We start from the raw sequence: 26,260 nt of genomic DNA, 5'->3' as shown, positions 1-26,260 counted from the left end.
GCTTGCGCGTGCTGGCGGATAGTGGGGCTTACCACGTTCCCTGACTTGCCGACACGGGCGATTCGCATCGCTGCATGTCTATCCGGTTAGGACTCATCTTTCCTGGAGCTGATGTTGACGACGTGTGTCTAGGCTGAACAAACACATCCTTCAGCGTACCTTTTGGTTATGGCCTATCAGCAGATTTGGCCATTCAATGTTTACCCAGGTTCAAGCGATGATTCACTTTACGTTGCCCATGCGGAACTAGCCTGGCCCCTTCACCGCTTTTCTGCTGGCAGTGTCCACCTCTACCCTCGCGGGTAAGAGATGCCGCTTGCGCAGGGGTACTTTGTCGGGTGAGCTTCGCACAAGCCCATTGCTGGTCTTGCACGTCACCGTAGGCTACTTGTGGTCGCACACAAGGTCATGGCACTCCATTGCTAGAGAGCATGACAAGGCAGGTCAGAGTTGCACTCTGTACTTCTTCCATCAGTCAAAGCGTATGCACGTAAAAAGTCCTCCAGTGAAGGATTTCTGTTTCTTAGAAATGTCCGCTTGTGGCGGTCAGTGTGATACGGCCGGGGCGTACATTGCACGCGAGCACGGCTACGCCGGACTATTGCAGGAATAGCCAAGCTGATGAGGCTGCCGAAGTTCGGAGCCAGAGACTGGACTGTCCCCTGTGGGGTACAGCCTGATGGGAAGAATGTGCCTCGCACCAGACCCTTGGGAGGTCGGTTGTACGGTTTTCAGAGGCTCAACCGTCTAACAGAGCGACAAACGTGTCGCACTCAGCCGAACATTATAGGTTTGCGGCTACATACCCGCGCGGCCTTGTGCCGATAACAGCGATCATGAATTTTCATGCGTTGCATTAATGTCTTCATCATCGGCTTGCGGATAATCGGCAACCACTATGAGCGACACACCCCAAACCGAGACCTCCAAGCCCGCTGCCCCTGCCAAAAACCGCCTGGTGGTCTGGCTCATCGCCCTGCCCGTGATCATCTTTGGCGCGCTCATGCTCATCGGCCAGTTCATGGACGATCCGCTCAGCAAACAGCGCTGGACGGAAGCAGAAACCATCAAGATCTGCTGGAAACAGACGGCCAAGCCCGAGGCCGAGCGCAAGACCCAGGAGTTCAAAACCCCTCAGGACTGCGAACGCCTGGAGTTCGACTTCAAGACCCGCTACGGCGAAAACCCTTGAGGCAGCCGCGATGCGGCAAGCCCGGAGCAGGCGTCCTGGGTGACTGAGGGGCTTACTCTTCGCCCCAGTCTTCGTCCGCGCCCTCTTCCTCTTCTGCTGCAGCCAGCGCGATCATGCGATCGAAGGTCTCGATGATCGCGATGCGGCGGTCCTGCTTGTAGCCCTCCTCGGGCTCCAGCTCGTCGATACTCTGGTCCCAGGCCTGCAGATAAGTGGCTTTCCATTGCTCCAGCGTCTGCAGATCCGGCCACAGCGGATGCATGCCGCCCTCGGCCATGGCGCACAGCAGCTCGATGCGGCAGGGAACCAGATCGGACTCAGACTCGCCTGCCTGCAAGGCCTCGGGCGAGTCCAGGGCCTCGGCAATTTCATCGATGAGCTGGCCCGTGATATCGGCCAGCCAGTCCAATGCGGTGTCGTTATCGAAATTGCCGTGCGACCAAGTGCCCATGACCAAACTCCTTGCTGCGATATGTCAGTAAAGCAAGACCCAACATAGCGGGCCTTGATGTCAAAACTGTGTCAGTGCGGAAGATCGATCCAGGCGCGGCAGGTCAACGGTTGCGATTTTTCATGGCGCGCTCCACCTCGCGCTTGCCTTCGCGGTCCTTGATCACATCGCGCTTGTCATGCTCGGCCTTGCCCTTGGCCAGGGCGATCTCGCATTTCACGTAACCGTTCTTCCAATGCAGATTGATGGGCACCAGGGTATAGCCCTTTTGCTCCACCTTGCCGACAAGGCGCTTGATCTCGTCCTTTTTCAAGAGCAGCTTCTTGATCCGTGCCGAGTCGGGATTGACGTGTGTGGAAGCCGTCTTGAGCGGGTTGATCTGGCAGCCCAGCAGGAACAGCTCGCCGTCCTTGATCAGCACATAGCCATCGGTGAGCTGCACCTTGCCGCTGCGCAGGGCCTTGACCTCCCAGCCGTGCAGCACCATGCCGGCTTCGTGGCGCTCCTCGAAGAAATAGTTGAAAGCTGCTTTTTTATTGTCGGCAATGCGCGACGATGTTTCTGGTTTCTTGGCCATGGAATATTAGTTGCAGGCGGACCGGAGATGAAAGCTCTCCCTACAATACTGGATTGCCGTCTCGCCTCTGAGCGATGATTTTAGTTTCGCATCGCGCCTCTGGGTGCATTGGCTTAGGCCAATTCCCTGCTCTTGCGCCCTGCTGATTGCTCTTTGTTCATGAAAAACGTCAACAAGTCCGTCCTCATCTGGTACAGCCCCGAAGAAATGTTTGCCCTCGTGACGGACGTGGCCCACTATGCCGACTTTCTGCCCTGGTGCGATCATGCCAAGATTCTGGAGCAGGACGACACAGGCATGACAGCCGAGGTGGGTATTGCGTTCAGCGGACTGCGCAAGTCTTTCGTGACGCGCAACACGAACAGTAGCATGGATGACGGTGGCAAGCAGGTCAGCATGCGTCTGGTCAAGGGACCTTTCTCGCGTCTTGAAGGCCACTGGCGCTTTCATCCTGTAGGCGACGGCACGCAACGCGCCTGCAAGGTCGAGCTGCAGCTGGACTACGGCTTCGAGAACGGTGCCGTAGCCGCCATCATCGGCCCGGTCTTCGACCGCATCGCAGGCTCCATGGTCGACGCCTTCATCAAGCGAGCCGAACAAATCTATGGCTGATGCTCTGCCCGAGGTGATCGACATCACGGTCTGCATATCGCCCTGCTCCGGCACCGTGCAGGAAGCCTTGTTGCAGCTTCCCGCAGGCAGCACCGTCCAGCAAGCGCTGGACGCAGTGACCGCTTCAACAGCCTTGCCGGACCTGCAACTGCCCGAACCCTTGACCGGCATGGTCGGTATTTGGGGCAAGGTCGCGAATCCGGGCCAGGTTCTCAAACATGGCGATCGTCTGGAGGTCTATCGACCACTGACCGTGGACCCCAAGGTTGCCCGACGCGAACGCTTTGCCCGCCAGGGCGCGCGCGGCGCCGGACTTTTCAAGCGTCAGAGAGACGGAGCCAAGGCGGGCTACTAGTAGCCAACAGCCAGCAGGACAAAAAAAAGCGCCTTCGGAAGGCGCTTTTCTTATCGAGATTCTCCGGCGAAGACTCCGGTGACTATTGCGCCGGCTCGGCCATCGGCCCGCAATCGGAAGCAATCACGGCATCGGCGCGCTTGATCTCGGCATCGCGCGCGGCCTCATCCATGAAGCCACGCTCGCCCTTGGCATTCACATGAGAGAGCAAGCGGCCTGACGCCAGGGTTGCCTTGGCCTGCCTGGCACGATTGCAGTTGTCCTGGCGCTGCCTTTCCTTCTGCAGCTTGTCGGCCTGGGCCTTGGCTGCTTCCTGCTCCTGCATCTTGCGCTTTTGCTCTTCCAGCCCTTTGTCCACACCGACACCGGCGTCTGCCACGGGCTTGGTCGCGCCGACCTCCGGCACCGCAGAAGGTGCTGCGGGCCTGGCACCGCCGGGGCTGCGCAAAACATTCTTGGCTGGGATATCGGCCGGCGGAGCCCTGTCGCTGAACACCTTGCGCCCCTGACCATCAATCCATTGCCACTGGGCAATTGCGGGGACCGTGCAGCAGGCAATGGCTGCAAACAAAGCGAACTTGATGGCGTGCATGGAGTCAATAAGTCTTGGACTGGCGTTGGGGATTCTGGGTCACGAGCCCACATTGTGCGGCAAGTCACAGGTACAATCTTTCTTTTGGAGCCATCACATGCGCCTTCTCGGAAAAGCACTGACCTTTGACGACGTCCTGCTCGTTCCCGCCTACTCCGAAGTCCTGCCCAAGGACGTTTCCCTCGCCACCCAATTCACTCGCAATATCCGCCTGAACCTGCCCCTGGTGTCTGCCGCCATGGACACGGTCACAGAAGCGCGTCTGGCCATCGCCATTGCGCAAGAAGGCGGTATCGGCGTGATCCACAAGAACATGACAGCCGAGCAACAAGCCGCTGAAGTGTCCAAGGTCAAGCGCCACGAATCCGGTGTGGTGCACGACCCTGTGGTCATCACCCCCGAACACACCGTGCTGCAAGTGCTGCAGCTGTCGGAAGAACGCGGCATTTCGGGCTTCCCCGTGTGCGACGGCGGCAAGGTGGTCGGCATCGTGACCAGCCGCGATCTGCGCTTCGAGACCCGCTACGACGTCAAGGTCAGCCAGATCATGACGCCCCGCGAAAAGCTGATCACCGTCAATGAAAAAGACGGCACCAGCCCCGCCGAAGCCAAGGCACTGCTGAACAAGCACAAGCTCGAACGAATCCTGGTGGTGAACGACGCCTTTGAACTCAAGGGCCTGATCACTGTCAAGGACATCAACAAGCAAACCACCTTCCCCAATGCCGCGCGTGACGCATCGGGCCGCCTTCGCGTGGCCGCCGCTGTCGGCGTGGGCGCTGGCACCGAAGAGCGCGTGGAACTGCTGGTCAAGGCCGGTGTGGACGCGATCGTGGTGGACACGGCTCACGGCCACTCCAAGGGCGTGATCGATCGCGTTCGCTGGGTCAAGCAGAACTACCCCCAGGTGGACGTCATCGGCGGCAATATTGCCACCGGCGCTGCCGCCCTGGCTCTGGTGGAAGCCGGTGCCGACGCGGTCAAGGTCGGTATCGGCCCCGGCTCCATCTGTACCACCCGTATCGTGGCCGGTGTTGGCGTGCCCCAGATCATGGCCATCTCCAATGTGGCCGACGCCCTGAAGGGCACCGGCGTGCCCCTGATCGGTGACGGCGGCATCCGCTTCTCCGGCGATATCTCCAAGGCCCTGGCCGCTGGCGCATCCACCATCATGATGGGCGGCATGTTTGCCGGCACCGAAGAAGCTCCTGGCGAAGTGATTCTGTACCAGGGCCGCTCGTACAAGAGCTACCGCGGCATGGGCTCCATCGGTGCCATGCAGCAAGGCTCGGCCGACCGCTACTTCCAGGAATCCTCCACCGGCAACCCCAATGCCGACAAGCTGGTTCCCGAAGGCATCGAAGGCCGCGTCCCCTACAAGGGCTCCATGGTCTCCATCGTCTATCAGATGGCTGGCGGCGTGCGCGCCTCCATGGGCTACTGCGGTTGCGCCACGATCTCCGAGATGAACGAAAAGGCCGAGTTTGTGGAAATCACCGCAGCCGGCATCCGCGAATCTCACGTGCACGACGTGCAGATCACCAAGGAAGCGCCCAACTACCGCGCTGACTAAGCAAGTCCCTTGAAATCTGACCAGATTGAAAAATCTGGTCAGAATGCTAAAATCTGGCCTGAACTACTGGTTCTAGCCAGATTTTTTGTTTTCCGCCATGCAATCTATCGGTATCTACGAAGCCAAAAGCCGCTTTTCCGCCCTGGTCGAAATGGTCGAGCAAGGCGAAGAAGTTCGCATCACGCGCCATGGCAAAGAAGTCGTGCGCATGCTGCCCATGCGCCGCAAGCCTGTTATCACCGATGAACAGATTGCCCGTGAGCTGGAGCAGATCTCGGCCCTGCAGCAGACAGTGAAAGATCAAGCAGCCACAAACCCGGCGGCGAACAGCATCACCGGTTTGCGCCACACAGGACGGAGCCAGGCATGAGCGCCACCGCTTTTGTGCTCGATGCATCCGTCACCGCTGCCTGGCTGCTGCCTGACGACGCCAGCGAGCACACCAGACGCCTCTACACCCGTATCCGCCGCGATGAAGTCGACCCGCAAGCCCCCAACCTCTGGCAGTGGGAATGCGGCAACCTGATTGCATCGGGCGTGAATAATGGCCGTATCCCGCAGACTTCGGTCGAAGGCCTGTGGGGCGTGCTGGAAGCCATTCGCCACCGCGTGGAGCTGCACGACCTGGCTCCTGCACAGCACAAGGCCGTGCTGGATGTGGCGCTGGACACAGGCCTGCCCACCTACGATGCCGCATACCTGTGGCTGGCGCAGTCGCTGCGCCTGCCACTGGCCACATTCGATGCAGCCCAGATCGCGGCCGCCCGCAAAAGCGGCGTCACTGTCTGGGCTCCCGAAGATTTCTAATCCCTTTTTGCCACCCTCTTGCCCTTGATCACCATGCAACACGACAAGATTCTTATTCTGGACTTCGGCTCCCAGGTCACGCAGCTGATTGCTCGCCGCGTGCGCGAAGCCAATGTCTACTGCGAAGTTCACCCCTGCGATGTGAGCAGCGACTGGGTGCGCGAGTTTGCCGCCGACGGCAAGCTCAAGGGCATCATCCTGTCCGGCAGCCATGCCTCCGTCTACGAAGTGGACGACCGCGCTCCCGACGCCGTGTTCGAGCTGAACCTGCCCGTGCTGGGCATTTGCTACGGCATGCAGACCATGGCCACCCAGCTGGGCGGCAAGGTCGAAGGCTCCAACACCCGTGAATTCGGTTACGCCGAAGTGCGCGCCCATGGCCACACCAAGCTGCTGGAAGGCATCGAAGACTTCGCCACGGCCGAAGGCCACGGCATGCTCAAGGTCTGGATGAGCCACGGCGACAAGGTCACCGAGCTGCCTCCGGGCTTCAAGGTCATGGCCTCCACTCCCTCCTGCCCCATCGCCGGCATGGCCGACGAAGCACGTCGCTACTACGCCGTGCAGTTCCACCCCGAAGTCACGCACACCGTGCAGGGCCAGGCACTGCTCAACCGCTTTGTGCTCGACATCTGCGGCACGCAAGCTGACTGGATCATGGGCGACTACATCGAAGAAGCCGTGGCCAAGATCCGCGAGCAGGTAGGCGACGAAGAAGTGATCCTGGGCCTGTCCGGCGGCGTTGATTCGTCGGTGGCTGCAGCCCTGATCCACCGCGCCATCGGCGACCAGCTGACCTGCGTGTTCGTCGATCACGGTCTGCTGCGCCTGAACGAAGGCGATATGGTCATGGACATGTTCGAAGGCAAGCTGCACGCCAAGGTCGTGCGCGTCGATGCCTCGGCTCTGTTCCTGGGCGAGCTGGCCGGCGTGTCCGAGCCCGAGCAAAAGCGCAAGATCATCGGCCGCCTGTTCGTGGACGTATTCAAGGCAGAGGCCGAAAAGCTCAAGGCTGCCAACGCCGGCTCCAAGGGCGCCACTTTCCTGGCCCAGGGCACCATCTACCCCGACGTGATCGAGTCGGGCGGTGCCAAGAGCAAGAAGGCCGTCACCATCAAGAGCCACCACAACGTCGGCGGCCTGCCCGAGCAACTGGGCCTGAAGCTGCTGGAGCCCCTGCGCGATCTGTTCAAGGACGAAGTGCGCGAACTGGGCGTGGCCCTGGGCCTGCCCCGCGGCATGGTCTACCGCCATCCCTTCCCCGGCCCCGGCCTGGGCGTACGCATTCTGGGCGAAGTGAAGAAGGAATATGCCGACCTGCTGCGCCGCGCAGATGCCATCTTCATCGAAGAGCTGAACAACTGGATCGACGAAAAGACCGGCAAGAGCTGGTACGACCTGACCAGCCAGGCCTTTACCGTGTTCCTGCCCGTCAAGAGCGTGGGCGTGATGGGCGACGGCCGCACCTACGACTACGTCGTGGCCCTGCGCGCCGTGGTCACCAGTGACTTCATGACTGCCGACTGGGCCGAGCTGCCCTACGGCCTGCTCAAGAAGGTCTCCGGCCGCATCATCAACGAAGTGCGCGGCATCAACCGCGTCACCTATGACGTGAGCACCAAGCCACCAGCAACCATCGAGTGGGAATAATTTACAGTGATTCCAAGACGTCCAGCAGCGTCTTGGATTTCAAATAACTCTTTGAAATTCAAAGAGTTAAGTGTTTTTCGCAATCCTATACGGTGCAACGAGAACCACATATTTTTACGGCAAATTTGACGGTAAATCCGTGATTTCCTGAGGCGCTGCTTTCCTTTACCGACACGTGTTGTGACGGTAAAGTTTTTAAAGAAAGGCAGCCATGCTCACTGACACGGAACTGCGCAAACTGCGCCCTAAAGACAAGGCATTCAAAATTGCCGACCGAGACGGCATGTACGTCTCGGTCTCCCCTGCTGGAACCAAGTCGTTCCGATATGACTACCGTCTCAATGGCAGACGTGAAACGCTGACCATTGGCCGCTACGACGAGTCTCTCGGATCAAAGTCCTCCCGTGAGTCAAGCGAGCTTGAATTCGGTCTATCCGTTTCCCTGGCAGAAGCACGAGCGCTGCTTGCAATAGCTAGACGCAGCGTCGAAGCGGGTGAATCACCATCCAGAAGCAAAGTTGAAAAGCGACAAGAAGCAGCAGACGCGCTGACTTTCTCAAGCTGGGCTGAGCGCTATTTCGCTGACAAAGCGGACCCCAACAACAGTGCACGCTTGGCCGACTCGACCATCTCCATGCGGCGCTCTGTCTACAAGCGCTATCTGGAGGGCCCTTTTGGCAAGCTGAAGCTTGACGAAATCAAGCCAGCGCAGTTGATGAAACACTGCGAAAGCATTCGCGAAAAAGGTGCCTCTGCACCGGCTGTTCAAGTGCGCGAGATAGTCTTGCTGGTGTACCGCTTTGCAGCGGCAAAAGATAAGTCGTTTTCGGCGCCAAACCCCGCTGAAGCCATTCGCCCCAGCGATATAGCGACCTTCAAAGCGAGAGATCGCGCACTAAGCCCAAGCGAAATACGAAAATTTCTTGAAGCTTTAGATACAACAGCCACTGCCGCAACACTCCGCCTAGCATTGCGCTTTGTAATGTTAACAATGGTTCGCAAGGGCGAATTCATAAATGCCACCTGGGATGAAGTTGATTTTGATAATGCGACCTGGACAATTCCAAAAGAGCGCATGAAGACTGGAAAGCCGCATGTAGTCTATTTAAGCAACCAAGCACAAGATATTCTTGTCACATTTAAAACATGCTTTTCAACATCAAGTCACCTTCACCCCGGCCGTTATGACATGAATACGCCGATAAGCAATGCAACTCTTAATCGTGTTATCGAAGCGGCGGTTAAATCAATTAATTCTAAAAATGAAGCCTTTGAAAGCTTCACCGTCCATGACCTAAGAAGAACAGCCTCATCCCTACTTAATGAAGCTGGTTTTAATAGAGATTGGATTGAAAAATGCCTAGCTCATGAGGAAGGTAGTATTCGCGGCATCTATAACAAAGCGGAGTACGGTGAGCAACGCCGCGTCTTGCTCCAAGCATGGGCTGACATGATTGATGCTTGGAGCAATGAGGAAAGTGTTCAAGAAATTATTAAAAATGCAAAAATATCTGCAGCCAATGTTGCACTAGATTTTTATTGATAATAAATTTATGACAAATCAAAAACAAAATGCCTTAACAGCTATACCTGAATCCATGCGCCCAACCGAAGCCGATTGGATAAGGTATCGTGATGGAGCCGTCCTTAAGTGTTGGTCTGCAGCTTTACTAACTCTTAATATTAAACCAACTTTAAAAAATAAAGAATTCCTTGAAAAAAATTTTCCGGAAATATACGCTTCATTCAATCTTAGAGTTTCAGTGATATTAAAAAGACGAATTACAGATTCTGATCTGAGGCCAGTATCAGAAATTCTTGCAAAAAATCAACGCAATGATTTTTTGTCTTTGGCTGCTATTTCAAGGCTGGCAACGGAGCTTGACTGGGATGGAAATGATTATTTCCGCAATCACCTCACAACAAATAAATCAGAATCATTTTCTGGAAAGAAAATTTCAATAACAGAAAAGGAAAATATAAATTCAATAGAAAAATTGGGAATCGGAAATAAAAGAACATTGCTCCGGTATGCCGCCTTAATTCGCTTGTTGTGTATGTCCATCGAGAACAAACATAAATTCGAGAAATTTTGCAAGGAAATATTTCGACATAAAAAAGTAACTAATCAAGAAATTGGCTTGGCTATTGAGAGAACAGTTGCAACGTTTGCAGAAGAACTTTCAGCTGACTCCGTGCCTTATGGCTTCCAGCAGGATGCCAATGCTGATGAAGTAGCCAAAGCCAAGGCGGTCGTCAAAGCGCTGCTCGGATAAGTATCCAAGCCATGAAAATCTCGGAAAGTTTTAGAAATCCTGGAAACTTTTCGCCAAACTGGAAGGCCTCCTGACGAGCAAGCTACAACCTGAAATAGTGGCATCCATCGCGATACAGATGGATGCAAGCAGGGACGCCTGGCCTCCATCGCAAGCTCATAGCAATGATGGAGAAAGCCATGCAAAAGTTGATCAAAGAAGCGCTTGAGCAGAAGCGCGAAGCCCTGCTCCGTAAGCACGAGGTGCTGCGCTTGTTGGGCATTTCTAACAGCTCGTTCTACGCCTTCATTAAGGCAGGTAAGCTTCCGCCCGGGGTTCCGATTGGTCCGCGTATGAAAGGCTGGCCTGCAAGCGAAATCGATGCCTACATCCAATCTTGCATCGCGAAGCGTGACGTTCAGCAAGAAGGCGGTGCGGCATGAAACGCGCCCTCCGCAGCGAGAACACCAGCACTGAAATGTTGCCTTCGCTGACTGCTGATGTCTCTGCGATTTACCCCGGAGTGACGTTGGTGGCAGGACCTTATGGCGCATTGAGTATCTATTTCCAGCACGTGCTGCTCTTGGCGCTGGCAACTGCATCGACGGAACTGCCGATTCCTATGCCAAGTTGTGATCTGATCACATCCATTCACAGTGGAACACGCCGCCAACTCGAGATGATCAAGTGGAGTCATGTGCGGACAGGTATCGCTGCATATGCCAATAGCGCATTCAAGTTTGAGTATTTGCAAGCATCCACTGCATTGAATCTAACAAGCCCGGAGATGGTTTCTCGGTTTGCTTGCAAGCGCAAAAGTGCATTGGAAAGATCCTGCTTTTTGCTTGTGATGGCAGATGGTATGTTGCCCATTGATGAGGGTTTGATGGAGCTTCGTCGCTTAGGGGAGGCAAACAATGCCTACTTCATTGTGATTTGCCCCGGTATGACTCTCCATGCCAAGTACCAAGCCATTGTTACCGAGTTGCTTGTTGTGAGTCAGGGTGAGCCTGACCCAGGGTACGAAGAGGCTTTCACCATTGCCAGCCCTGATCTCTTCAGCTCTTTTCAGCCTTCGCTCGGTAAGGTGGTCTGCAACACACGTATGAGTGATTCTGGCCTTGAAACTGAAATCACTCCTTATGTTTCTGATAACCTCAAGACCCGTTTGATGGCAATTCTGAAGTTGAGTGGATGGAGCATGCAAAGGATTGGCGACTTGTTTGAGATGGATAAGTCCAATGTCAGCCGCAAGCTCCGCAATGTGGTTGCCACCATCCCCGATGGTTGGGACGACGACATGTTTGTGCAGTGGCTGAATGCCTGCGGAATTGATCCCGCAAAACGACATGGCGGCAAAAATGCTCGTGATCGTGGGACCGTGAAATCTTCTCAAACCATTGCACCGGATGATCGCAACGAGCGCAACACGCGCAACGAGATCAAGCCAAAAAAGAAGCCGCGCTAGCAGTTTTGTATTGGGGCTCTGCGTGCAATTGGGGCATCAACACATTCCGATTGGCCATGTTTCCGGTAGCTCTAATAAGTATGCAATCAATAGCTGTAGCTATGTAGATATGCACCAGTACTGATCTACAGCCAACATAGAGCTACACACCACCACCGTCACAGCAGCTCAGCAAGAAGGCGCTTGCGCCATCCACGCTAGGCAAGCTGTATTCGGTGCACCAACTCTGTTCAGTGCTCATCTGCACTCAGAGCAAATCAAAACTGTAAATAACTTGAGCATCGACAGCATGGTGCTCTGTGCCTCTCCGCGCCCGCAAACCACAACGGCGCGGGCACGCCTGCGACATAGCGCTCGAACTGGCGGAGATCGGGCCACGGCTCCATGCCACCAGATGCAACCGATGCGCGAAGGCCATCAAGTTCGTCCACCAAGTTCAAAGAGCAATGGTATGAAATTACGTCCTAAACCTCTGAAGCCTGCCGTAGAGCATTCGGTATTCGTTGCGCAGTTTGGCAGCGAAGTCAAAACAGTATGTGACCCTGCTGTAAAGCATCCCTGCCTGCATCATCTCTTGCCCTGCAGTGCAGCCTTGTGCAAGGAGGTGATGGTATGAGCACCGTCACCTGTGTTGGCAAAGACCGGCTGCAGATCACCCTCTCCAAGAAACAGCGTCGAGCTTTGCGTGAGCAACTCAGCTTGGCTGATGCAAACAATGACAGCGCCATGTTGCGCAGTCATTTTGAACTCCGGCACTTGATCGATCTGGATCATATCTATGCCAGTACCAAACATTGGGGCAAGTCTGCGAACGATGAAAACTTGGTGCAAATCCTTGCGGAGTACGCTGAAACGGCTCTGCCTTACTTGGAGGAGCAGGCCCCTCCTGTACTCCAGCATATCTTTGACGAGACGCGCGTCATCTGGGGCTGGCAGCAGTACGCGGATGTTTGTGTGCTCGGAATGCCACCGCGCAGCGCTAAGCACGGCTTCTTGTTGATTGGCGATTTCTGGCCCGATCTGAGCAGCTTGGCGCGTAGCGTCAAAACAGAGCTGTGCCGCGCTAACTGCCAGCCCGCCTAACAGCACATTGGTCCAGCGCGTCGACTTCAGATTTCTTTGAGCCCGTGGCAACGAGAGTCATGGGCAAGACGAACTCTTTTTGATCGAGTCGCTGTGCTAGGCCATTTGCCCCAAACACCAAGTTCAGAAAGCTATGGTATGAAATTACGCCCAGTTGTCCTGAAGCCAGTTATTGATCGCCTTGCGTGGAAGCTGAAGTGGAGTTGCAGCAATGACCGCGATCATCCTGACTACCAAGATGTGCTCAGCGTCGTCAAAGAAGAAATCGCAGCCGGGAATTGTGAGTGGGCCTATCTCAGCGGTCCCAAGTACTGCATCAACGTCCACATCCTGCTCAACGGAGAAAGCAATGCTCTTGTTCAGTTGGTTGCCGTTAATTCCAAAAAGCAAAGGTATGGACTGCGCATTGATTGCAACCCCGCAAAATTGCAGCCCGGAGATGCTGAAAAGCTTCACGCTGTCATTCGCCGCATCATCGGTCATCGTGAGTACAACCGCTTGATGCGTAAGCCGTTGCTCCAAGTATTTCACGTTGCTGTGGACGTTCTGAATCTGGCCCTGAGCAAGGTGCTGGTGCAGTACAAAAACGGCCAACGCATGACGGTGTTCGGCAAGCGCGTGAACATCAAGAGCGGCATCATCGAAGGCTATAACTTTGGCAGTGTCAAAAGCAACTACCAAACAGCGGCTTACGACAAGCGGCAGGAGCGTGTGCATGCAGCGGCCGTGGAGTTGGCAAAGAAGGGCAGCGCTGGCACAGATGATGATCCGCTGACCAACAACAAGATCAAGCAACTCAAAAAAGCCATCCACGGTTGCGAGACCACACGTATTGAAGTGCGTGGCAAGAAGATGCTCAGCCTGCCGCTGTGGAAGCTGCCACAGCAAACCAACCGCTTTGAGCGCTTTCGCTTTGCTGATCTATCTGTTGATGGCTCTGAGTTGCCACCTCTGATCGAGAAAGCGTTTCTGGCGATGTGCCGCCAAGACGGCGTAAAAGCCGCTCTAGCTGCGTTCAAGCATACGGAGTATGCCCGCAGCGTCCCCAAGTTCTGGCGCAGCCACCAAGCCACGTGGTGGCAACCGGAGCAGCTGTGGGAGCAGGCTTGTGCGGCACTGCGTGAGTCCAGAATTTTCCCGGATTCTGCGTTTGAGCCTCCCTACAAGCGCATCTAGGACCTCAGCACTGCGCAACTGGATAGTTGCGGCTCGGAATTCAATGGCCGGATGGCGGTATGCGCTGTCCGGCCTTTTTTATTGTTGGTCAAGCGCGTTTTTAATGTGCATGGCTGGAGCGCTATTGCCAAGAGCAAAAAAAAAGCGCCACGACTGTTCTGGCAGCTTCTTGCACCATTGGTCTATGCAATGAGGGCTGGTGTGAGCGTCGGTCCGTCCTATCGCTCCATGGTAGCCATCTTGCCTACCATTAGTGACTGTCGACCGAAACCAAAAGACCTATCGGTTTTTGACAGCCATGCCGGAGACGACAGTGCAACTACGGAGGTGTGCACTCCAGTTGACCTGACCATCTGCGCTTGCTACGGCTTGTGGGCCACTGCGTTCGGCCAGGAGAAGTTAACCAGTGTTTTTCGTGGCTGACTGCTTCAGGCCGCTGATAACCGTCATTCACATGCCCCTCTATGAACGACCGCGTCACTCAACAGCGGACGCTGGGCGCCATCAGCAACATGACATGACTCTCATCGTCATTCGTCGACAGCGGCTGATCGATCATCGAGCCACCATTTGTCGATGAATTCTCGATTCTCCAGGTGTGAGGCCCAAAGTGAACTTGCTCCCTCCCAAGTTGAGTCGACCGAACATCTCCCTACGCGCCCGTTCATCGGCTTTCCCATTGAGTTCGATGACCTGAATGGTCGACCTCTTGAAACGTATCTGCCTCGGCTTAGCGAAATTGGAGAATCGCATTCCGTTGGCTGTGGTGAGCCGGACTAAATCCCAGAGGCGGAGGCGGTCCGAGAGGAAGTTGTCCAGGATTCGCACGCGCTGTGATCCATCAATGATCTCCAACGCACCTACCAGACCCCCAATCCTCACGTTGGCAGCGAAGATGAACGGAACTGGAAGGCGGATCAGAATGGACTCGTTGAACCAAGACTGCTGTTTGGCACTCCAGACGAGCTCTCATGGATAGTCAGGAATGAAGACTTCCGACACGTCGGTATCTTGACCATCGATTAGCTTACTCACAAGCACTTCGATGGGCCATTCCCGGATCTCATAGTCCGTAATCTTCTGCAACTCTTCGATCTGATTCTCGGCAACGGCTGCTTACTCCGCACTAATGGATGAAAGTTATTCTTGGCTCACTGTGTCCTCTTCATTGAAAAATCATTCTCATGACCTTCTTCAAAGAAGTTCAGATTTTTACGAACCAGTCGCCATACCAACGGAAATCCGAAGAGAACTCGACGATCAGATACTGCGGTCGAAGTGCCCTTTCAACGCCATTTCGAGAACACGCTGTGGTCGCCGCTCGGCATGGAATGAGTCGATCACCAAAGTCCGGCCAGCAAAGCCATCTGCGTCTGCAATGGCTTTCACCGCCCCGTGCGACCAGAACGGATGCGCCACGACGAACCTCGCGTCCTCCGTTGTGGTGCTGCGAATGGCGGGAAGGCCAAGCGAACCGATCCGTTCGACCTCGAAGCGGTCAGGCCTCAGTGCGGCAAGATCTTGCGCTTGTGCATAAGCAATGTCTTTCCAGTCGCGCAACTCGGGAATATCCCAGTCGCCGTCGAGGCCTGCGGAAAAATCAGGCGTGCACAGCAGCCTGAGAGCAGACAGTCCCAGCCGCCAGTCGAGCAAGCCATGGTAGGTACGGTTGCCATAGCGTTGCATGCAGATATAGCACGCTGCGCGACAGTTCGTCGGATGCCTATCCCCAAAGAAACGCCCTACCAGCTCGTCGCGCTCGGGTTCTTCGACCATGCTCCGAATCAGACGCATGGCCAGCGGCGAGGGCCCATCGGCCAGTCGACGGCAGAAACCAGCACCGTTGCTAAGATTGTCCGCGAGCAAGACAGTGGGGCGATCGGCTGAAAGCCTCGGCTCAAGCGCGTCGAACTCCTCGGGGTCGATATCCATCTCAAGAGCGGCTCTTTGAAGGAGTAGCTGCGTTGCACTTATCCAGGCAGCTCGCACGCCCGTGTCGGTCGCGCGTCGGGAGATACGGGCGACATCCAAGCAATCGGGTATGGTCGATGGCATCAAATACAAGGCATCAGTGTTCTTCCGAGCCATCAGCCTCACGATCGACTCTTGGCCCGCACCTTCGACGATGCCGCGCCGCTGCGCCGTTCTGCCCACGTCTTTGAGTAGAGCCTGCCCGGGCAGATTCCATCGCGCACCAGCGCCGGCTGCTATCCGGTGCTTCTCATATTCCTGCACCTCGAAAGGCTCGGCATCCTGACCTGCTTCGGACAGACCCTCATTGAGGCGGAGGACCTTGGCTGTCGAAGATGCTCCTATGAGCGCGTTCGACCCGACGCAGGGAGATGCTGAGAAGGCCTCATTGGCCTCAAGGGCGACCACGCGACGGAAAGAGCGCAACTGCTCGGCATCATTGACATCTTTGGGCACGAAATCGGTCGTGAAAGCAGCAGGGCTGACGAACCGGAGATAGGACGTGGCTGCGATCACCGCTCTGCAGTCCGGACAAGCCGAGTCATGCTCTGGTTGCGGGGCGGCGCCTGTGACAGCGCCGCATTTCTCGCACCGAGCAATCCATCGTTGACTGTCGACCCAGTGCCCTAAGGCACTCGCACTCGATCGAAATCTCGGCGGCATCAGCTGCGGTGAGAACCCAGCGCAATCGTAGCGACGCTTGTCTTTCACCAGTGACCTGCCAGGCGCGAACTCGAACACGGCGAGATCTAGCTCCCGATCGACCGTTGCGAACCGCTTAGATTCCCCAGTGCCGACGACACCCGTGTAGAGAGACCGCACCCTCGTAGGCATGCCATACAACGGGAACAGACCGTGCTCCGCAAGGAACTCGGCAAGCGGCATATCCGATCCGTGGACGTTGCCTCGAAGGCTCCAGATGGCATCGATGGTGTTGGCAACAGATAGCTTTCCGGTCAACGCTTCGATCAGATCCTGGCTGCCATCGGCAATAGCTGCTATGACTGCATCTCTCACAGTGGTTGTGCGCGCAAGTGCTACTTCGAGCAACTGCCGCCAGGGCGAGTCGTCGGCTAGCACCAGCGAGGCCATAGGGAACTCCCCGTTGGTGTCTCGAATCTCGTCCCCTGGATAAACACCGCTGCTCTCGTCTCGGATGAGCGCGAAGGCCGCGACCAGCCAGGCTTTGCGGACGATCCGCGATGGGATCTCTGGATGCTCAGAGGTCAGGAACGGCGGCGGCGGCGCTTCACCTGTGATCGCAGCGGGTACGCGAAAATAATGCAGATCGTGACTACGACTCCTGCACAACGTCGTGACGAGTGAGAACGCTTGGCCGCGTCGACCTGCGCGTCCGACACGCTGTTGATAGTTGAAGCGCTGTGGCGGCATGTTGGCTTGATAGACCGCCTGCAGTGGACCAATGTCGATGCCGACTTCCATCGTCGTAGTCACGGATAGGAGGTCGATCTCCCTTGCGCGTTTGGACAGACCAGATCCGCGAATTTCGTCATCCACGAAGATGCCACGGAAAGCTCGCAACCGTTCCCCCGGCTGATCGGTCTGTCCCGTCAGCTCCGCGCAGCTCAGACGGAACGCCGATGACGCATCCTCTCCGCCACGGGAGATACGACGGCCCAGGAAATTCTGCATCCTGAGTTCCTTGATCTGCCCATCTGGTTCAGACGGGAGCCATTCGAAGCACCTGGTGCAAATCCGAAGGCCTTGGTGGAGATGTACGCGACCGCAGGCGCCACAACGCCACCAGGGATCCGTGTCTTTCACAAGTCGAACGAATATCTTGTCCAACACCACGATGCCGTTGCTATGGCCGAGGCTTTCCAACCGGGCAAGGAAGTCGCGCAGGACATGCTCTTGGTCCTGACCAGTCTTGCTTGCGAAGCGCTTCAGCCGGCTCGGGAACTCGGAGGGGCGGGAGACGGCTGCGACGTCGCGATACTGGTTGCCTTCTACCTGGTAGCTGTCCCCCAGAACGCGCAGCAGGGCATCTACCTTGTCGGAGTCCGTCTCGCTGGCACTGGTGAGCGACGGGTAACCTATACCGGTCTCCTCAAGCGCGAAGTAGGTCTTCGAGAACAAGACCTCGTAAGTCAGGGGTCTTTGCGCTTTGACCATCGCAGCGCGCGCTTCACCAGCGGTGTCGTACTCGTCGATGGACCGCCACTCGACCTTTTCGTCCCGGATGGCCATCCAGGAGTGCCAAGGCATGCCCTTGATGGGTGCGATGCCGGCAGGGTCGACAGGATGTACCCCGAGTTCGACGTGACGTCTCATCAGTGCCTTCATGCTTCGATCGCCAGGGCTCCGCGGCTCAAGGATCGTCGATAACGGGACCCTTGACCCATCCCCAACCTTCTTCAGGCGTTCGATCTCTTCATCCAGCAGGAACGCCGCTTTCCTGTCCCCAGCCGCCCAAAGTCGTTGCATCTCCTTCTCCATGTCGGCGAGCTGCAGTGGCGATGGGGTTCCCGCGGAGGCCCCAACCCGCTTGAGCTCATCGACGAGAAGCTGCCTCCGCATGTCCTGGTGGTGGCGTGCCTCAATGTTCAGAGCTGCGCGCGCCGCGTCCTGGCGGCTGTCCGAGAACACGATCGACTTCGGGGCTGCCCCCGAGACATGCAGCAACGAGAAGAGTTCGCTTGCCAACAACTGGGATGCCTTCGCGAAACCAGTTCGGAAGCTTCGCAGCGGCGACTTGACGCCGATCTTGCGTTGGGAGTAGTCGGTCGCACACGATGGACAACAACGCGGCAATGCCGATCCAGCCTGCTGTGCCAGCGCTTTTGGAGCGGAGAACAACAGTCCTGGCACTGCGTACTGCCCCCCTGGCGCGCTGGTGAGAATGCTGTTACGCGTATCGAGCGAACGCGCAAGCCAATCTTCGCCAGCCGCCTTGTCGCGTGGAGCATTTCGCGTTGGCCAGAACACCGCATAGTCGACGTGTGCCAGCTCCTCGTAGAGCGCATCCGATGCCCGTTCGGGAAGCTCCTCCAGATTTGGAGCAGTGGTGAGCACCTCGGTGACTGAGTTGCCATCGGGCGTACGGCGTCCTCCCACGAACAGTTCGCCACATGCCTCACAGTACACGAGCTCCACCAAACGGCGAATGGTTCCATCAGCGCAAGCTCCGTGCGTGGTCCCTCTCTCGATAGTGAGATTCTCGAACCGAGTCCGATGCTCCTCGCTTCGAAGCGACGCGAACAAGCCTTCGGCGCTTCGGAAGAACATGTGTAGCCTGAGGCTGGGCAGATTGCTTGGTACAGGCTTCCCGTACATCGCTGGTGCGCCTACACGGTCTGCCAGAGCGCGAAGGACACAAAGCCCCTGGAGCGCGGCGTGCCGATCCGGAATAGGTCCGAAGAGCCGGAGGGCGACCTCGTCAGCTGAAGTGGCCCTGGGCCGCCCGGTCGTCGAGTCCTTACAAACATGCGCCAAAGCTGCAGCCAATTGCGAGATGACCGCGACGGACAGCTCCGCGGCATCCCCTGCACGGGCGCCGATCCCTAACGCTGCCGCCGCATTCGCAAAGGTAAGGTCTAGATCATCGGTGCGCTCCACCAAGCGGCTGACGAATCGATCCGCGCCTTCGGCGAAGCGATCCACGACGTCGACGAACGGCGCTGCAGCCAGCGGCAACGCCACCGCCGCCGGGATATGCAGAGTCTCACCAGGGACGACCGCCTCTGGCCATCTCTCGGAGGAACCTCCATCGCCTGCACCTGCCGATGTGCCAAAGGAGCCGAAGAACTGGCGCAAGTAGATCGCGGTTTGATCTGCACCCTCTTCATTACCTGTCGGCAACGAGGCGCTTGACCCAAGGATCCGCAGTTTGTGGCGCAGGTCGGACCGATCAAGGCCAAGTCGTGCGAAGAGTGAACGCAGGAGCCCGACGATTTCGGATCCTGCCGAGCCACGAATCAAATGAAGTTCGTCCAGTACGAGGTAGAAGTAGGCGTTGGGGTCGGTCTCCAGCCAATGGCGGGTGCTATCCCAAATACTTGCCTCGACCTCTCTAACGAGCATCGTCGCCAACATCGAAGTATTGGTGACGAGGACATCCGGAGGGCTCGCCTGCATGTCCCATCGACTGAGCAGCTCTCCTCCGCCATACGACGCGAACATGTAACGCGTGTCCTCGTGACTCGGGACGTCCTCTCCCCTACTCCGCGCGGAATCCACGAGTTCGCGTTCACGAGCGTCGTGCTCGCGAGCGATAGATTGGTCGCGATGCATCTCGGACAACCGCCCTCTCAGGGTGTCCTTGCGCCGTTCAAGGCTTTTCATCTCCGCAGGATCGTCAGCCAGACGCGGATGATGAAGGTGGCCAGTGACCGGCGTATCACCCGTGTAGCGTCCGAAGAAGATACGATTGCCCGCGAATCGCTCGTCCATGACGGCATGCGCATCCGGAGAGTCGAGTGTGCGGCGCAGCCGTGCCATCTGATCTTCGACCAGCGCGTTCATTGGATAGAGCAGGATGGCTCGAACGGCTTTCGGACGCCGGGCATCCTCACCATCGCGGCAAGCTTGGAAATCTTCTCCACGAAGGAACCACGGCTCCGTTGCGAGGACGCGCTTCGGCTTCGGCCAATGCACGGCCTCTTCCGCAAGCGCAGCGAGCAGTGGCAACATGAACGACTCGGTCTTGCCCGACCCCGTCCCGGACGTCACGATCCCTGGGCTACCGGCTGTCACTCCTCGTTCGAGCATCGCCCACTGATGCGTGTACGGGCGAACGTGATCCGGACTGCGCCAACGTACTGCCCTATCACCGCTTGGCACGCCTGGAAAGAGTCCTGAGAGTACCAGTTCGGCGAATGCTCGACGTGCTTCATAGGACAAGCCACGCAACGGATTGGATTCCTCGGGAAGATCCACCACTTGCTCAATCGCGAACTCACATTGCCGATAGCGTGGAACTACTTCGAGATAAGGCTCGGTAGCCAGCGTACCAGGGCGGCGCAGAAGGTCTCTGCGCGCATCCGAGACGGCTTCGTCCCGAATGCGGAATGCAGTGTCCAGATAGCTGAGCCAGAACTCACGGATGCGACGAAAGCCGCCGAATGGATCGATCATTGAATAAGCTCCCTCAACTCATGTCCCGGAGGCCCGCGATCGTGCGCGCAGCCTCACACAAAGATTGCTGCGTGGCGTCCGGCTCTGCCCCCGCCCAGAACCTCGCCCAGCCCGCGATCAATTGAACGCTCGGGCCACTCGCACTGTCGCGTGCGATCCCTGCGATGCGGAGAGCCCTACCGATGGACGGCGGGTCCACGTCTAGGCCACAAAGCTCACGGGCCACGCGTGGTGATGGATCGTACGGATATACGCCGGCCACCAGCCGAGTCGACTCCCCTGCCAATGCTGCGCCCAGCACTACGTTGCACGAGGTAGCACTCTGTGAGGACCTAGGAACGACCACTGCCAGTGCCCTAGCCGGATCGCTTCCACCTGATCGCAATTGTCGCGTTTCGCTCGCAATGCAAGAGGCCGTAGCAACGATGAGGAGGTTTGACGGACGATCCGGCGACGAGAGAGCGGACATGAGCGATGCAAGCCAGAGTCGGAAGGGGGCTGCATCCAGGTCTCGTAGACAGACCAGGACCGTTTCCTCAGGAAAGGTGGTAGCTCGATGCCACGCGAGCGCGAACGCAGTAGGCCGCCCCGTCGCAGCCATGCGCCATACGTCGTCCAACCCAATGATCGAGGGATCCAAGGCGTGAACTCGCACTTGCCCACCAGACACTGCCCGAGCATAGGCCTGCAACGCATTTTCGGCCATGCTTCCCGCTACGAGCACGGGTTCGCCCGCACGAACCAAGACATCGAGCAAAGAGAGATCCTGGAGCTGGATACCGTAGTTCTCGGCCTCCTGTGTCAACCGTTCGTGAAGGTTGGAAAGCTCAATCTTGCCGGTCTGAATCGCTGTCGGAAGGGCCCAGGGCGGGGTGCTCGACGGAACGAATGAGGGGACGTCCTTCCCTACCCCTGCAAGCCAATCACGCAAGCGCTCGGCAAGAATTGCCGTTGCGGCAACATCGGATGCTCCTACGGCCCCGAAAGCTCGACGAGCCTCCTGCACGAAATCGGTCAGCCGCTGCTCAACGGCATTGGAAGCGGCGACGATCTCGTCATGCCCATGCCGCACCGATGCGTATGCCTCCTGCGCGGCTTGCGCTTCCCCTTTCAATCGCTCCGTCTCCTCGCGAGCCGATCGAATCAGGTCGGTTGATGTCGCCATCTCGGCGTGCAAGGTTCTAGTATTTTCCGCCAGAAGGTCTTGCTCGCCGCGCAGCGCATGGACCCGACCATCGAGAGCAGCTTCGGAGGTGCGCTTCTCGGTGATGCGTCGCTCCAACGATTGGAGCTCTTCGCGTTTCGAGGTGAGGCGTAGATCAATCTCTGCGCGAACGCGGGTCTCAATCTCCTCTGCAGCTTCTGCGGTCCGCTGCTCGATGGCACGAGCGAGCATCGCACGTGCCTCGTCAGATTTTAGTAAGAGGTCGCAAAGCTCGCGAAGACCCAACATTGCACGCGCAGCGGTAGGCCATTCAGCACGCATTCGATTCACGATGGCCTGGAAGTCAATTGCATCCTCGCCAGCGAGCCGCCCATCTCGTAGCGCCCGTTGGAGCCGCTTATATGGCTGCTCGCTTCCGGCAAGCATCGACTGGTAAGCCGAGACGGCATCGGAAAACCCTTCGAATGCCTGCGATAGGAAGTCTGCATCCGTCAGCCAGCAGGTAGTCCTAACGACTTCCGCGTCCAATGGCTCTGGCAAAAAGGGGAATCGCCCTTCCGGATCCACCGCCCCCCAGCTGGGTTTCGCGCGCAAGAGCTCGACGACCCCATCAGCGGGCAATTTGGCCTTCCAGGTCGTCCCCACCTTGCCGAATTTCAAGCGGGCGCAGAATCCATCCTCAAGCAGGACGACTGCCGTATTTCCGTTTCCTTCGGGAAGCGTCACCCCACGATCGCAAAGCAAGTGACGTGCCTTTGCCATCGACATGCTCGAAAAGTTCAGCAAGGAATCCGCGCGTTGAGGAGATTCCGCCGTCGCGGCGATTCCGCCATCCGTAGCAGCCGTGCGGCGAAACAGCCAAGAGGTATCCACGTGCTGACCAGTAGTGACGGTTCCATCTCCGTAGATCAGCGCGGCATTGCGGCCACGTCGGTTCGTCTCAGCGACCGACTCCCAATGCACCCCATTGAAACGAGCAACCGCAGAGAAGCCGAATTGAGTATTGAACGGGCCTGCCGCCTTTTTTAGACGACCAAGCCACAGATCTTCGCAGCCTTGCATGAGTATTGGATCCTCCTGATTCAACGGTTAGCCCGAACTCTTGACCAGCCATCGCTCCGATGGCGTGAGAGTCCGATGGCAGCGGCTTCCCGCCGAGGTCGATCTGTCGCGAGTATCTGATTGGGGTCGCAGAACAAGCTCCAGCCCATAATGCGCCCAGCCACTCTGCCGGCTCCTTCACCATACGCATAGGTCCAACGTCCATCGACGAAGACTGGACCGGAGGCGAGCTGCTCCTCTCGACGTAGTCGCACTGCGATGGGAAGTGGCATGTAGCCCTGTTCGGCAATGCGCAGCCAACTGCTGCCTAGATGTCTGAAGAGCGGCATGCCAGCGCGCCGGTGTGCTTCCAGAATTGCGGCCGTGCGACTCGTAGTGGTGAATTCAGCACCTGCGCCGGTCACCGCGTATAGATCGTGGCGATCGCCATCCTCGCGTCGCCACCAGCTCAGATCTACGACCCCGCGCGCATCGATGACTCCTCGAAAGCCCGCGACTTGCCAATTCCAAACCTTATGGCGGGAGAATCCCGTCGTTGCAGCCTGACCATTGGGCCAACAGTCGGGCGCGATACCTTCAACGCTGGATGACCGATCCATCACGGCCCAGCCGAGCTCCTTGGCCAGCTCGTCGGTTCGAGGACCATGCGCGACCAAGCTATGTGGCGAGAAGGGGCCGAACCCTTGCCGAACTTCGACTCGCCCACCCATGGCACAGGTGGCGCGCGTGAATCTAGCCCTGATTTCCGCCGGCGCAGCTCCCTCCAGCAAGGTTGCACTGACATCATTCGATTCCAGCGGCACGAGGATTGGAGGCAGCAACATCCAGTACGTGGCGCGCCATGTCTCCGACAGTCGGCGCTCCAGCCATCCCGCTTCTTCCAGTGCTCGGAGGACGTCCCAAGGCGGCGGTCCTGGGCACATGTCATTTATGCTTTCGACAAGTGCTCCTTCGGCCCAGCCGGAGCGACCCAATGCATATATCGCCTCAAGGAGATCATCAAACCTATCAGAATGAGGAGTGTTCGCCTGTTCAGCGAGCGCTGCGGATGAAATAACAAAAGGACGCGGTATGGCTGAAGCCAAAACCGGCGAAACGAACTCGACTTCGGTCCGTGTATCACGTCGCCCGATCGAAAGTTCACTGTGCGTGGGCGCGTCGGCGACGAATCGAACCGGAAGCTCCACCGCGAGAATTTCATCTCCCACGACGGATTCGCGTAGCCGAAAGCGGAACAAGCCTTCAATGGTCTTCTCCGTCGAGATGACGAAGCGCCCTGGGCCCTCTTGCTGGAGCATCGGCGACTCGGATTGCTCAGCGCCCGGTCGCACATCGACGTCTCCGGTGCCGACGCTCCGAAGCATTGGTAAGAGCGACTGCCGCCCCAACCATCCAGCACGGGTACGCACTCCACCCTCGAGACGCAGTGGACGAGATCGTTCTGCTTCGACCTGAATACCGAGCGCGCGATGTATGTCGACTGATTCCGAGGCTCCAACAGGACCGAGATGAAGCCAACCCTCTGCAACCGCTGAAAGCCGCTGCTGAAAAGACACGGGAAGACGTCGCTTCAGGCCCTCACGGATCAGGTACCTGTGCGGCTCTATACCATCCGGCGCAGCCGCAGTGGCAACCCAGACACCGAATCGCTCTGACATGAATGGCACAACGCCACGTTCGAAGAAGCTACACCATCGATCGGTGGCCGGCCCCCCCCATTCCTTGGCCGAACGAACGAAACGCGCAGGAGGCACGAGGAGTGCCACACGCGGCGACGCAGACCTGCCGCTGCCTTCATCAACGAAACTCGCAAGCACCTGCATATCGGCATCAATCACTCCATCTGCCAACTCCAGCCTGACGCGGTTTGGACCGTGCTTTGCGTTTCGCCGTACGTCACCTGACGCGTAGCAAACGACGCGCCAGAAGCGGTGTAGCTCAAGTAGGGAGTTGCCGCGGCCATAAAGCATGCCGAACGACCTAGCCGCCTGAATCATCTCGGGTCGATAACCGCGCTCCTCGGTGACCATCGGACAGATATGAAGGGCAGTCTTGACAGGGTCCTTGGACGCTGTAGAGAACCCTGCATTGACTTGAATGTCGATTCGCAACTTCTTGACGGCCCGCCAGTTTGGAAAGGCGATGGCGTTCGTTAGGCCGATGTGTGTTCCAACTCCCGGGGGAGGAAGAATCACAGGACGAATGCCGTTTCCTGCATCGTACTGACGACGACTCCAGACTTCTAAGCGCTTCCAGAGATCTGGGAGGGCTCGGCGACCGATAGCTCTGTCCGTGCGCAGGAATCCTTTGAGGTTGTGCCCAAAGTCCTGACTCTCCTCATCGGCATGGGCCGATGCCACCACCGCGCAGCTCAGCACCAAGAATCGAAAGTAGCCAGGCGCATTACTATCTGGCCATGCGGCAGTCCAACCGTGCTCGAAGACCTCTCCAACCCCTTCGGCACCACCGCAGGCCTGTCCAAGCCAGCCCTTCGCGACTTCAAAATTAGGTGCGTCGAGCGCTTCGCATAATGCGGGCTCGGTAGCGTCCAGATAGGTAACGGGACCAGCACCGTTTAATCCATTCGACCCCAAGAAGTACGTTACGAGCGCCGCTTCGATCTTGACCGGTGTAACACGCTGCAGATTCATCGACATGAACTTCGCCAGCCCAATGTGCGCCAACATTTGCGGTTAGATGACTTTGGGGAGTAAAGAAGCTTTTTCGACTCATCAAGGGCCGACGCGCGTGAGCGCTGGTTCGACCAGGCCAACGACTCGTGACGCAATCGGGTACGCTTGGTGTTCCGCTCTCGCTGAATCCGCCTCAAAAGTCTTGGAGGCTTTAGACACGACATAGGCGCTCCCTCACCAGTCGATTCAAAGGGTCTAATCCTCCCGCTCAGCCGAGAAAATTCAAAGACGGTGGACAGAGAAGTTTTATTTTGTTCGGCCTCATCCCAGTCGCTGATTTTCCACATGCAGCCAGATTCTCCATACAGGAATTGTTAGCAGGCTCTCTTGACCTGAAAGCTCATAAGCCTCATTTTGAGTAATGGGTAGACAGGCACACCGAACCCTTTAGAAGCCACATCTATGAAGTCTCACGAAGAAGCACGAATCTCAATTTGGCACGCTGCAAATGGAGCGCACGGAGTCCCTCAACGCTCTCCCG

Annotated in this window: 19 protein-coding genes; 13 read left to right on the top strand and 6 right to left on the bottom strand. The window is 57.3% G+C overall.

All coding sequences use genetic code 11. The features are described 5' to 3' along the window. The first annotated feature begins 898 nt into the window (after positions 1–898). Positions 899–1,192: a hypothetical protein gene (locus V8Z78_RS25130; protein WP_003064870.1), complete on the top strand. Its 294-nt coding sequence runs from the start codon at positions 899–901 to the stop codon at positions 1,190–1,192. A 52-nt stretch (positions 1,193–1,244) separates the two neighbouring features. On the opposite strand, the gene V8Z78_RS25125 is transcribed toward V8Z78_RS25130, so the two are convergent. Both V8Z78_RS25125 and smpB read right to left on the bottom strand, forming a co-directional pair. After that, a complete protein-coding gene (locus V8Z78_RS25125; protein WP_003064869.1) occupies positions 1,245–1,643 on the bottom strand; it encodes a DUF4259 domain-containing protein in 399 nt (132 codons plus the stop codon). Between the two features lie 103 nt (positions 1,644–1,746). Next, the gene (gene smpB, locus V8Z78_RS25120; RefSeq protein WP_003054725.1) at positions 1,747–2,220 is read right to left on the bottom strand and encodes an SsrA-binding protein SmpB; all 474 of its coding nucleotides are present in this window, start codon (positions 2,218–2,220) and stop codon (positions 1,747–1,749) included. Positions 2,221–2,379: 159 nt separating this feature from the next. Here smpB and V8Z78_RS25115 point away from each other — a divergent pair, with 159 nt between their 5' ends. Together V8Z78_RS25115 and V8Z78_RS25110 are read left to right on the top strand one after the other, a co-directional pair. Then, a complete protein-coding gene (locus V8Z78_RS25115; protein WP_003064868.1) occupies positions 2,380–2,832 on the top strand; it encodes a type II toxin-antitoxin system RatA family toxin in 453 nt (150 codons plus the stop codon). After that, the gene (locus tag V8Z78_RS25110; protein WP_003064866.1) at positions 2,825–3,187 is read left to right on the top strand and encodes an RnfH family protein; all 363 of its coding nucleotides are present in this window, start codon (positions 2,825–2,827) and stop codon (positions 3,185–3,187) included. Before V8Z78_RS25115 ends, V8Z78_RS25110 begins: the two co-directional genes overlap by 8 nt. An 82-nt stretch (positions 3,188–3,269) precedes the next feature. Here the strand turns inward: V8Z78_RS25110 and V8Z78_RS25105 are convergent, their stop codons facing one another. Continuing rightward, positions 3,270–3,779 (bottom strand): DUF4124 domain-containing protein, encoded by a 510-nt coding sequence (locus V8Z78_RS25105; RefSeq protein ID WP_003064864.1) that lies wholly within the window; start codon positions 3,777–3,779, stop codon positions 3,270–3,272. 97 nt (positions 3,780–3,876) lie between these two features. On the opposite strand from V8Z78_RS25105, the gene guaB reads away from it, so the two are divergent. The 10 genes from guaB (at position 3,877) to V8Z78_RS25055 (ending at position 13,791) form a co-directional block, all read left to right on the top strand. Next, complete coding sequence (guaB, locus tag V8Z78_RS25100) at positions 3,877–5,352, top strand: IMP dehydrogenase (protein WP_003064862.1); 1,476 nt, start codon at positions 3,877–3,879, stop codon at positions 5,350–5,352. Between the two features lie 97 nt (positions 5,353–5,449). Beyond that, on the top strand, positions 5,450–5,722 hold the full coding sequence (locus tag V8Z78_RS25095) for a type II toxin-antitoxin system Phd/YefM family antitoxin (protein WP_046462812.1): 273 nt from the start codon (positions 5,450–5,452) through the stop codon (positions 5,720–5,722). Further along, complete coding sequence (locus V8Z78_RS25090) at positions 5,719–6,159, top strand: type II toxin-antitoxin system VapC family toxin (RefSeq protein ID WP_003064858.1); 441 nt, start codon at positions 5,719–5,721, stop codon at positions 6,157–6,159. Before V8Z78_RS25095 ends, V8Z78_RS25090 begins: the two co-directional genes overlap by 4 nt. Positions 6,160–6,192: 33 nt before the next feature. Beyond that, complete coding sequence (gene guaA, locus V8Z78_RS25085; protein ID WP_003064855.1) at positions 6,193–7,809, top strand: glutamine-hydrolyzing GMP synthase; 1,617 nt, start codon at positions 6,193–6,195, stop codon at positions 7,807–7,809. A 211-nt stretch (positions 7,810–8,020) separates the two neighbouring features. Further along, positions 8,021–9,352 (top strand): tyrosine-type recombinase/integrase, encoded by a 1,332-nt coding sequence (locus V8Z78_RS25080; protein WP_349732372.1) that lies wholly within the window; start codon positions 8,021–8,023, stop codon positions 9,350–9,352. 10 nt (positions 9,353–9,362) lie between these two features. Next, positions 9,363–10,085 (top strand): hypothetical protein, encoded by a 723-nt coding sequence (locus V8Z78_RS25075; RefSeq protein ID WP_349732371.1) that lies wholly within the window; start codon positions 9,363–9,365, stop codon positions 10,083–10,085. A 179-nt stretch (positions 10,086–10,264) separates the two neighbouring features. Next, positions 10,265–10,507 (top strand): helix-turn-helix transcriptional regulator, encoded by a 243-nt coding sequence (locus V8Z78_RS25070; protein WP_349732370.1) that lies wholly within the window; start codon positions 10,265–10,267, stop codon positions 10,505–10,507. Then, complete coding sequence (locus V8Z78_RS25065; protein WP_349732369.1) at positions 10,504–11,532, top strand: hypothetical protein; 1,029 nt, start codon at positions 10,504–10,506, stop codon at positions 11,530–11,532. Before V8Z78_RS25070 ends, V8Z78_RS25065 begins: the two co-directional genes overlap by 4 nt. Positions 11,533–12,144: 612 nt before the next feature. Beyond that, complete coding sequence (locus tag V8Z78_RS25060; protein ID WP_349732368.1) at positions 12,145–12,615, top strand: hypothetical protein; 471 nt, start codon at positions 12,145–12,147, stop codon at positions 12,613–12,615. Between the two features lie 138 nt (positions 12,616–12,753). Continuing rightward, positions 12,754–13,791 (top strand): hypothetical protein, encoded by a 1,038-nt coding sequence (locus V8Z78_RS25055; protein ID WP_349732367.1) that lies wholly within the window; start codon positions 12,754–12,756, stop codon positions 13,789–13,791. 1,260 nt (positions 13,792–15,051) lie between these two features. On the opposite strand, the gene V8Z78_RS25050 is transcribed toward V8Z78_RS25055, so the two are convergent. From V8Z78_RS25050 to V8Z78_RS25040, 3 genes are read right to left on the bottom strand one after another with little or no spacing between them, the layout of a single operon-like run. Further along, entirely contained in the window at positions 15,052–20,859 is a 5,808-nt protein-coding gene (locus V8Z78_RS25050) for a DEAD/DEAH box helicase (protein ID WP_349732366.1), read from the bottom strand. A gap of 13 nt (positions 20,860–20,872) precedes the next feature. Beyond that, positions 20,873–23,086, bottom strand: a complete 2,214-nt coding sequence (locus V8Z78_RS25045; RefSeq protein WP_349732365.1) for a hypothetical protein — start codon at positions 23,084–23,086, stop codon at positions 20,873–20,875. Between the two features lie 20 nt (positions 23,087–23,106). Beyond that, positions 23,107–25,743, bottom strand: a complete 2,637-nt coding sequence (locus tag V8Z78_RS25040) for a hypothetical protein (protein WP_349732364.1) — start codon at positions 25,741–25,743, stop codon at positions 23,107–23,109. Positions 25,744–26,260 lie beyond the last annotated feature (517 nt).

It is taken from the genome of Comamonas sp. wu1-DMT (genome assembly GCF_040187805.1).
GTDB lineage: Bacteria > Pseudomonadota > Gammaproteobacteria > Burkholderiales > Burkholderiaceae_C > Comamonas > Comamonas thiooxydans.
Note: the sequence above shows the minus strand (reverse complement) of the source record. Positions and strands in the feature narration are given on the sequence as shown.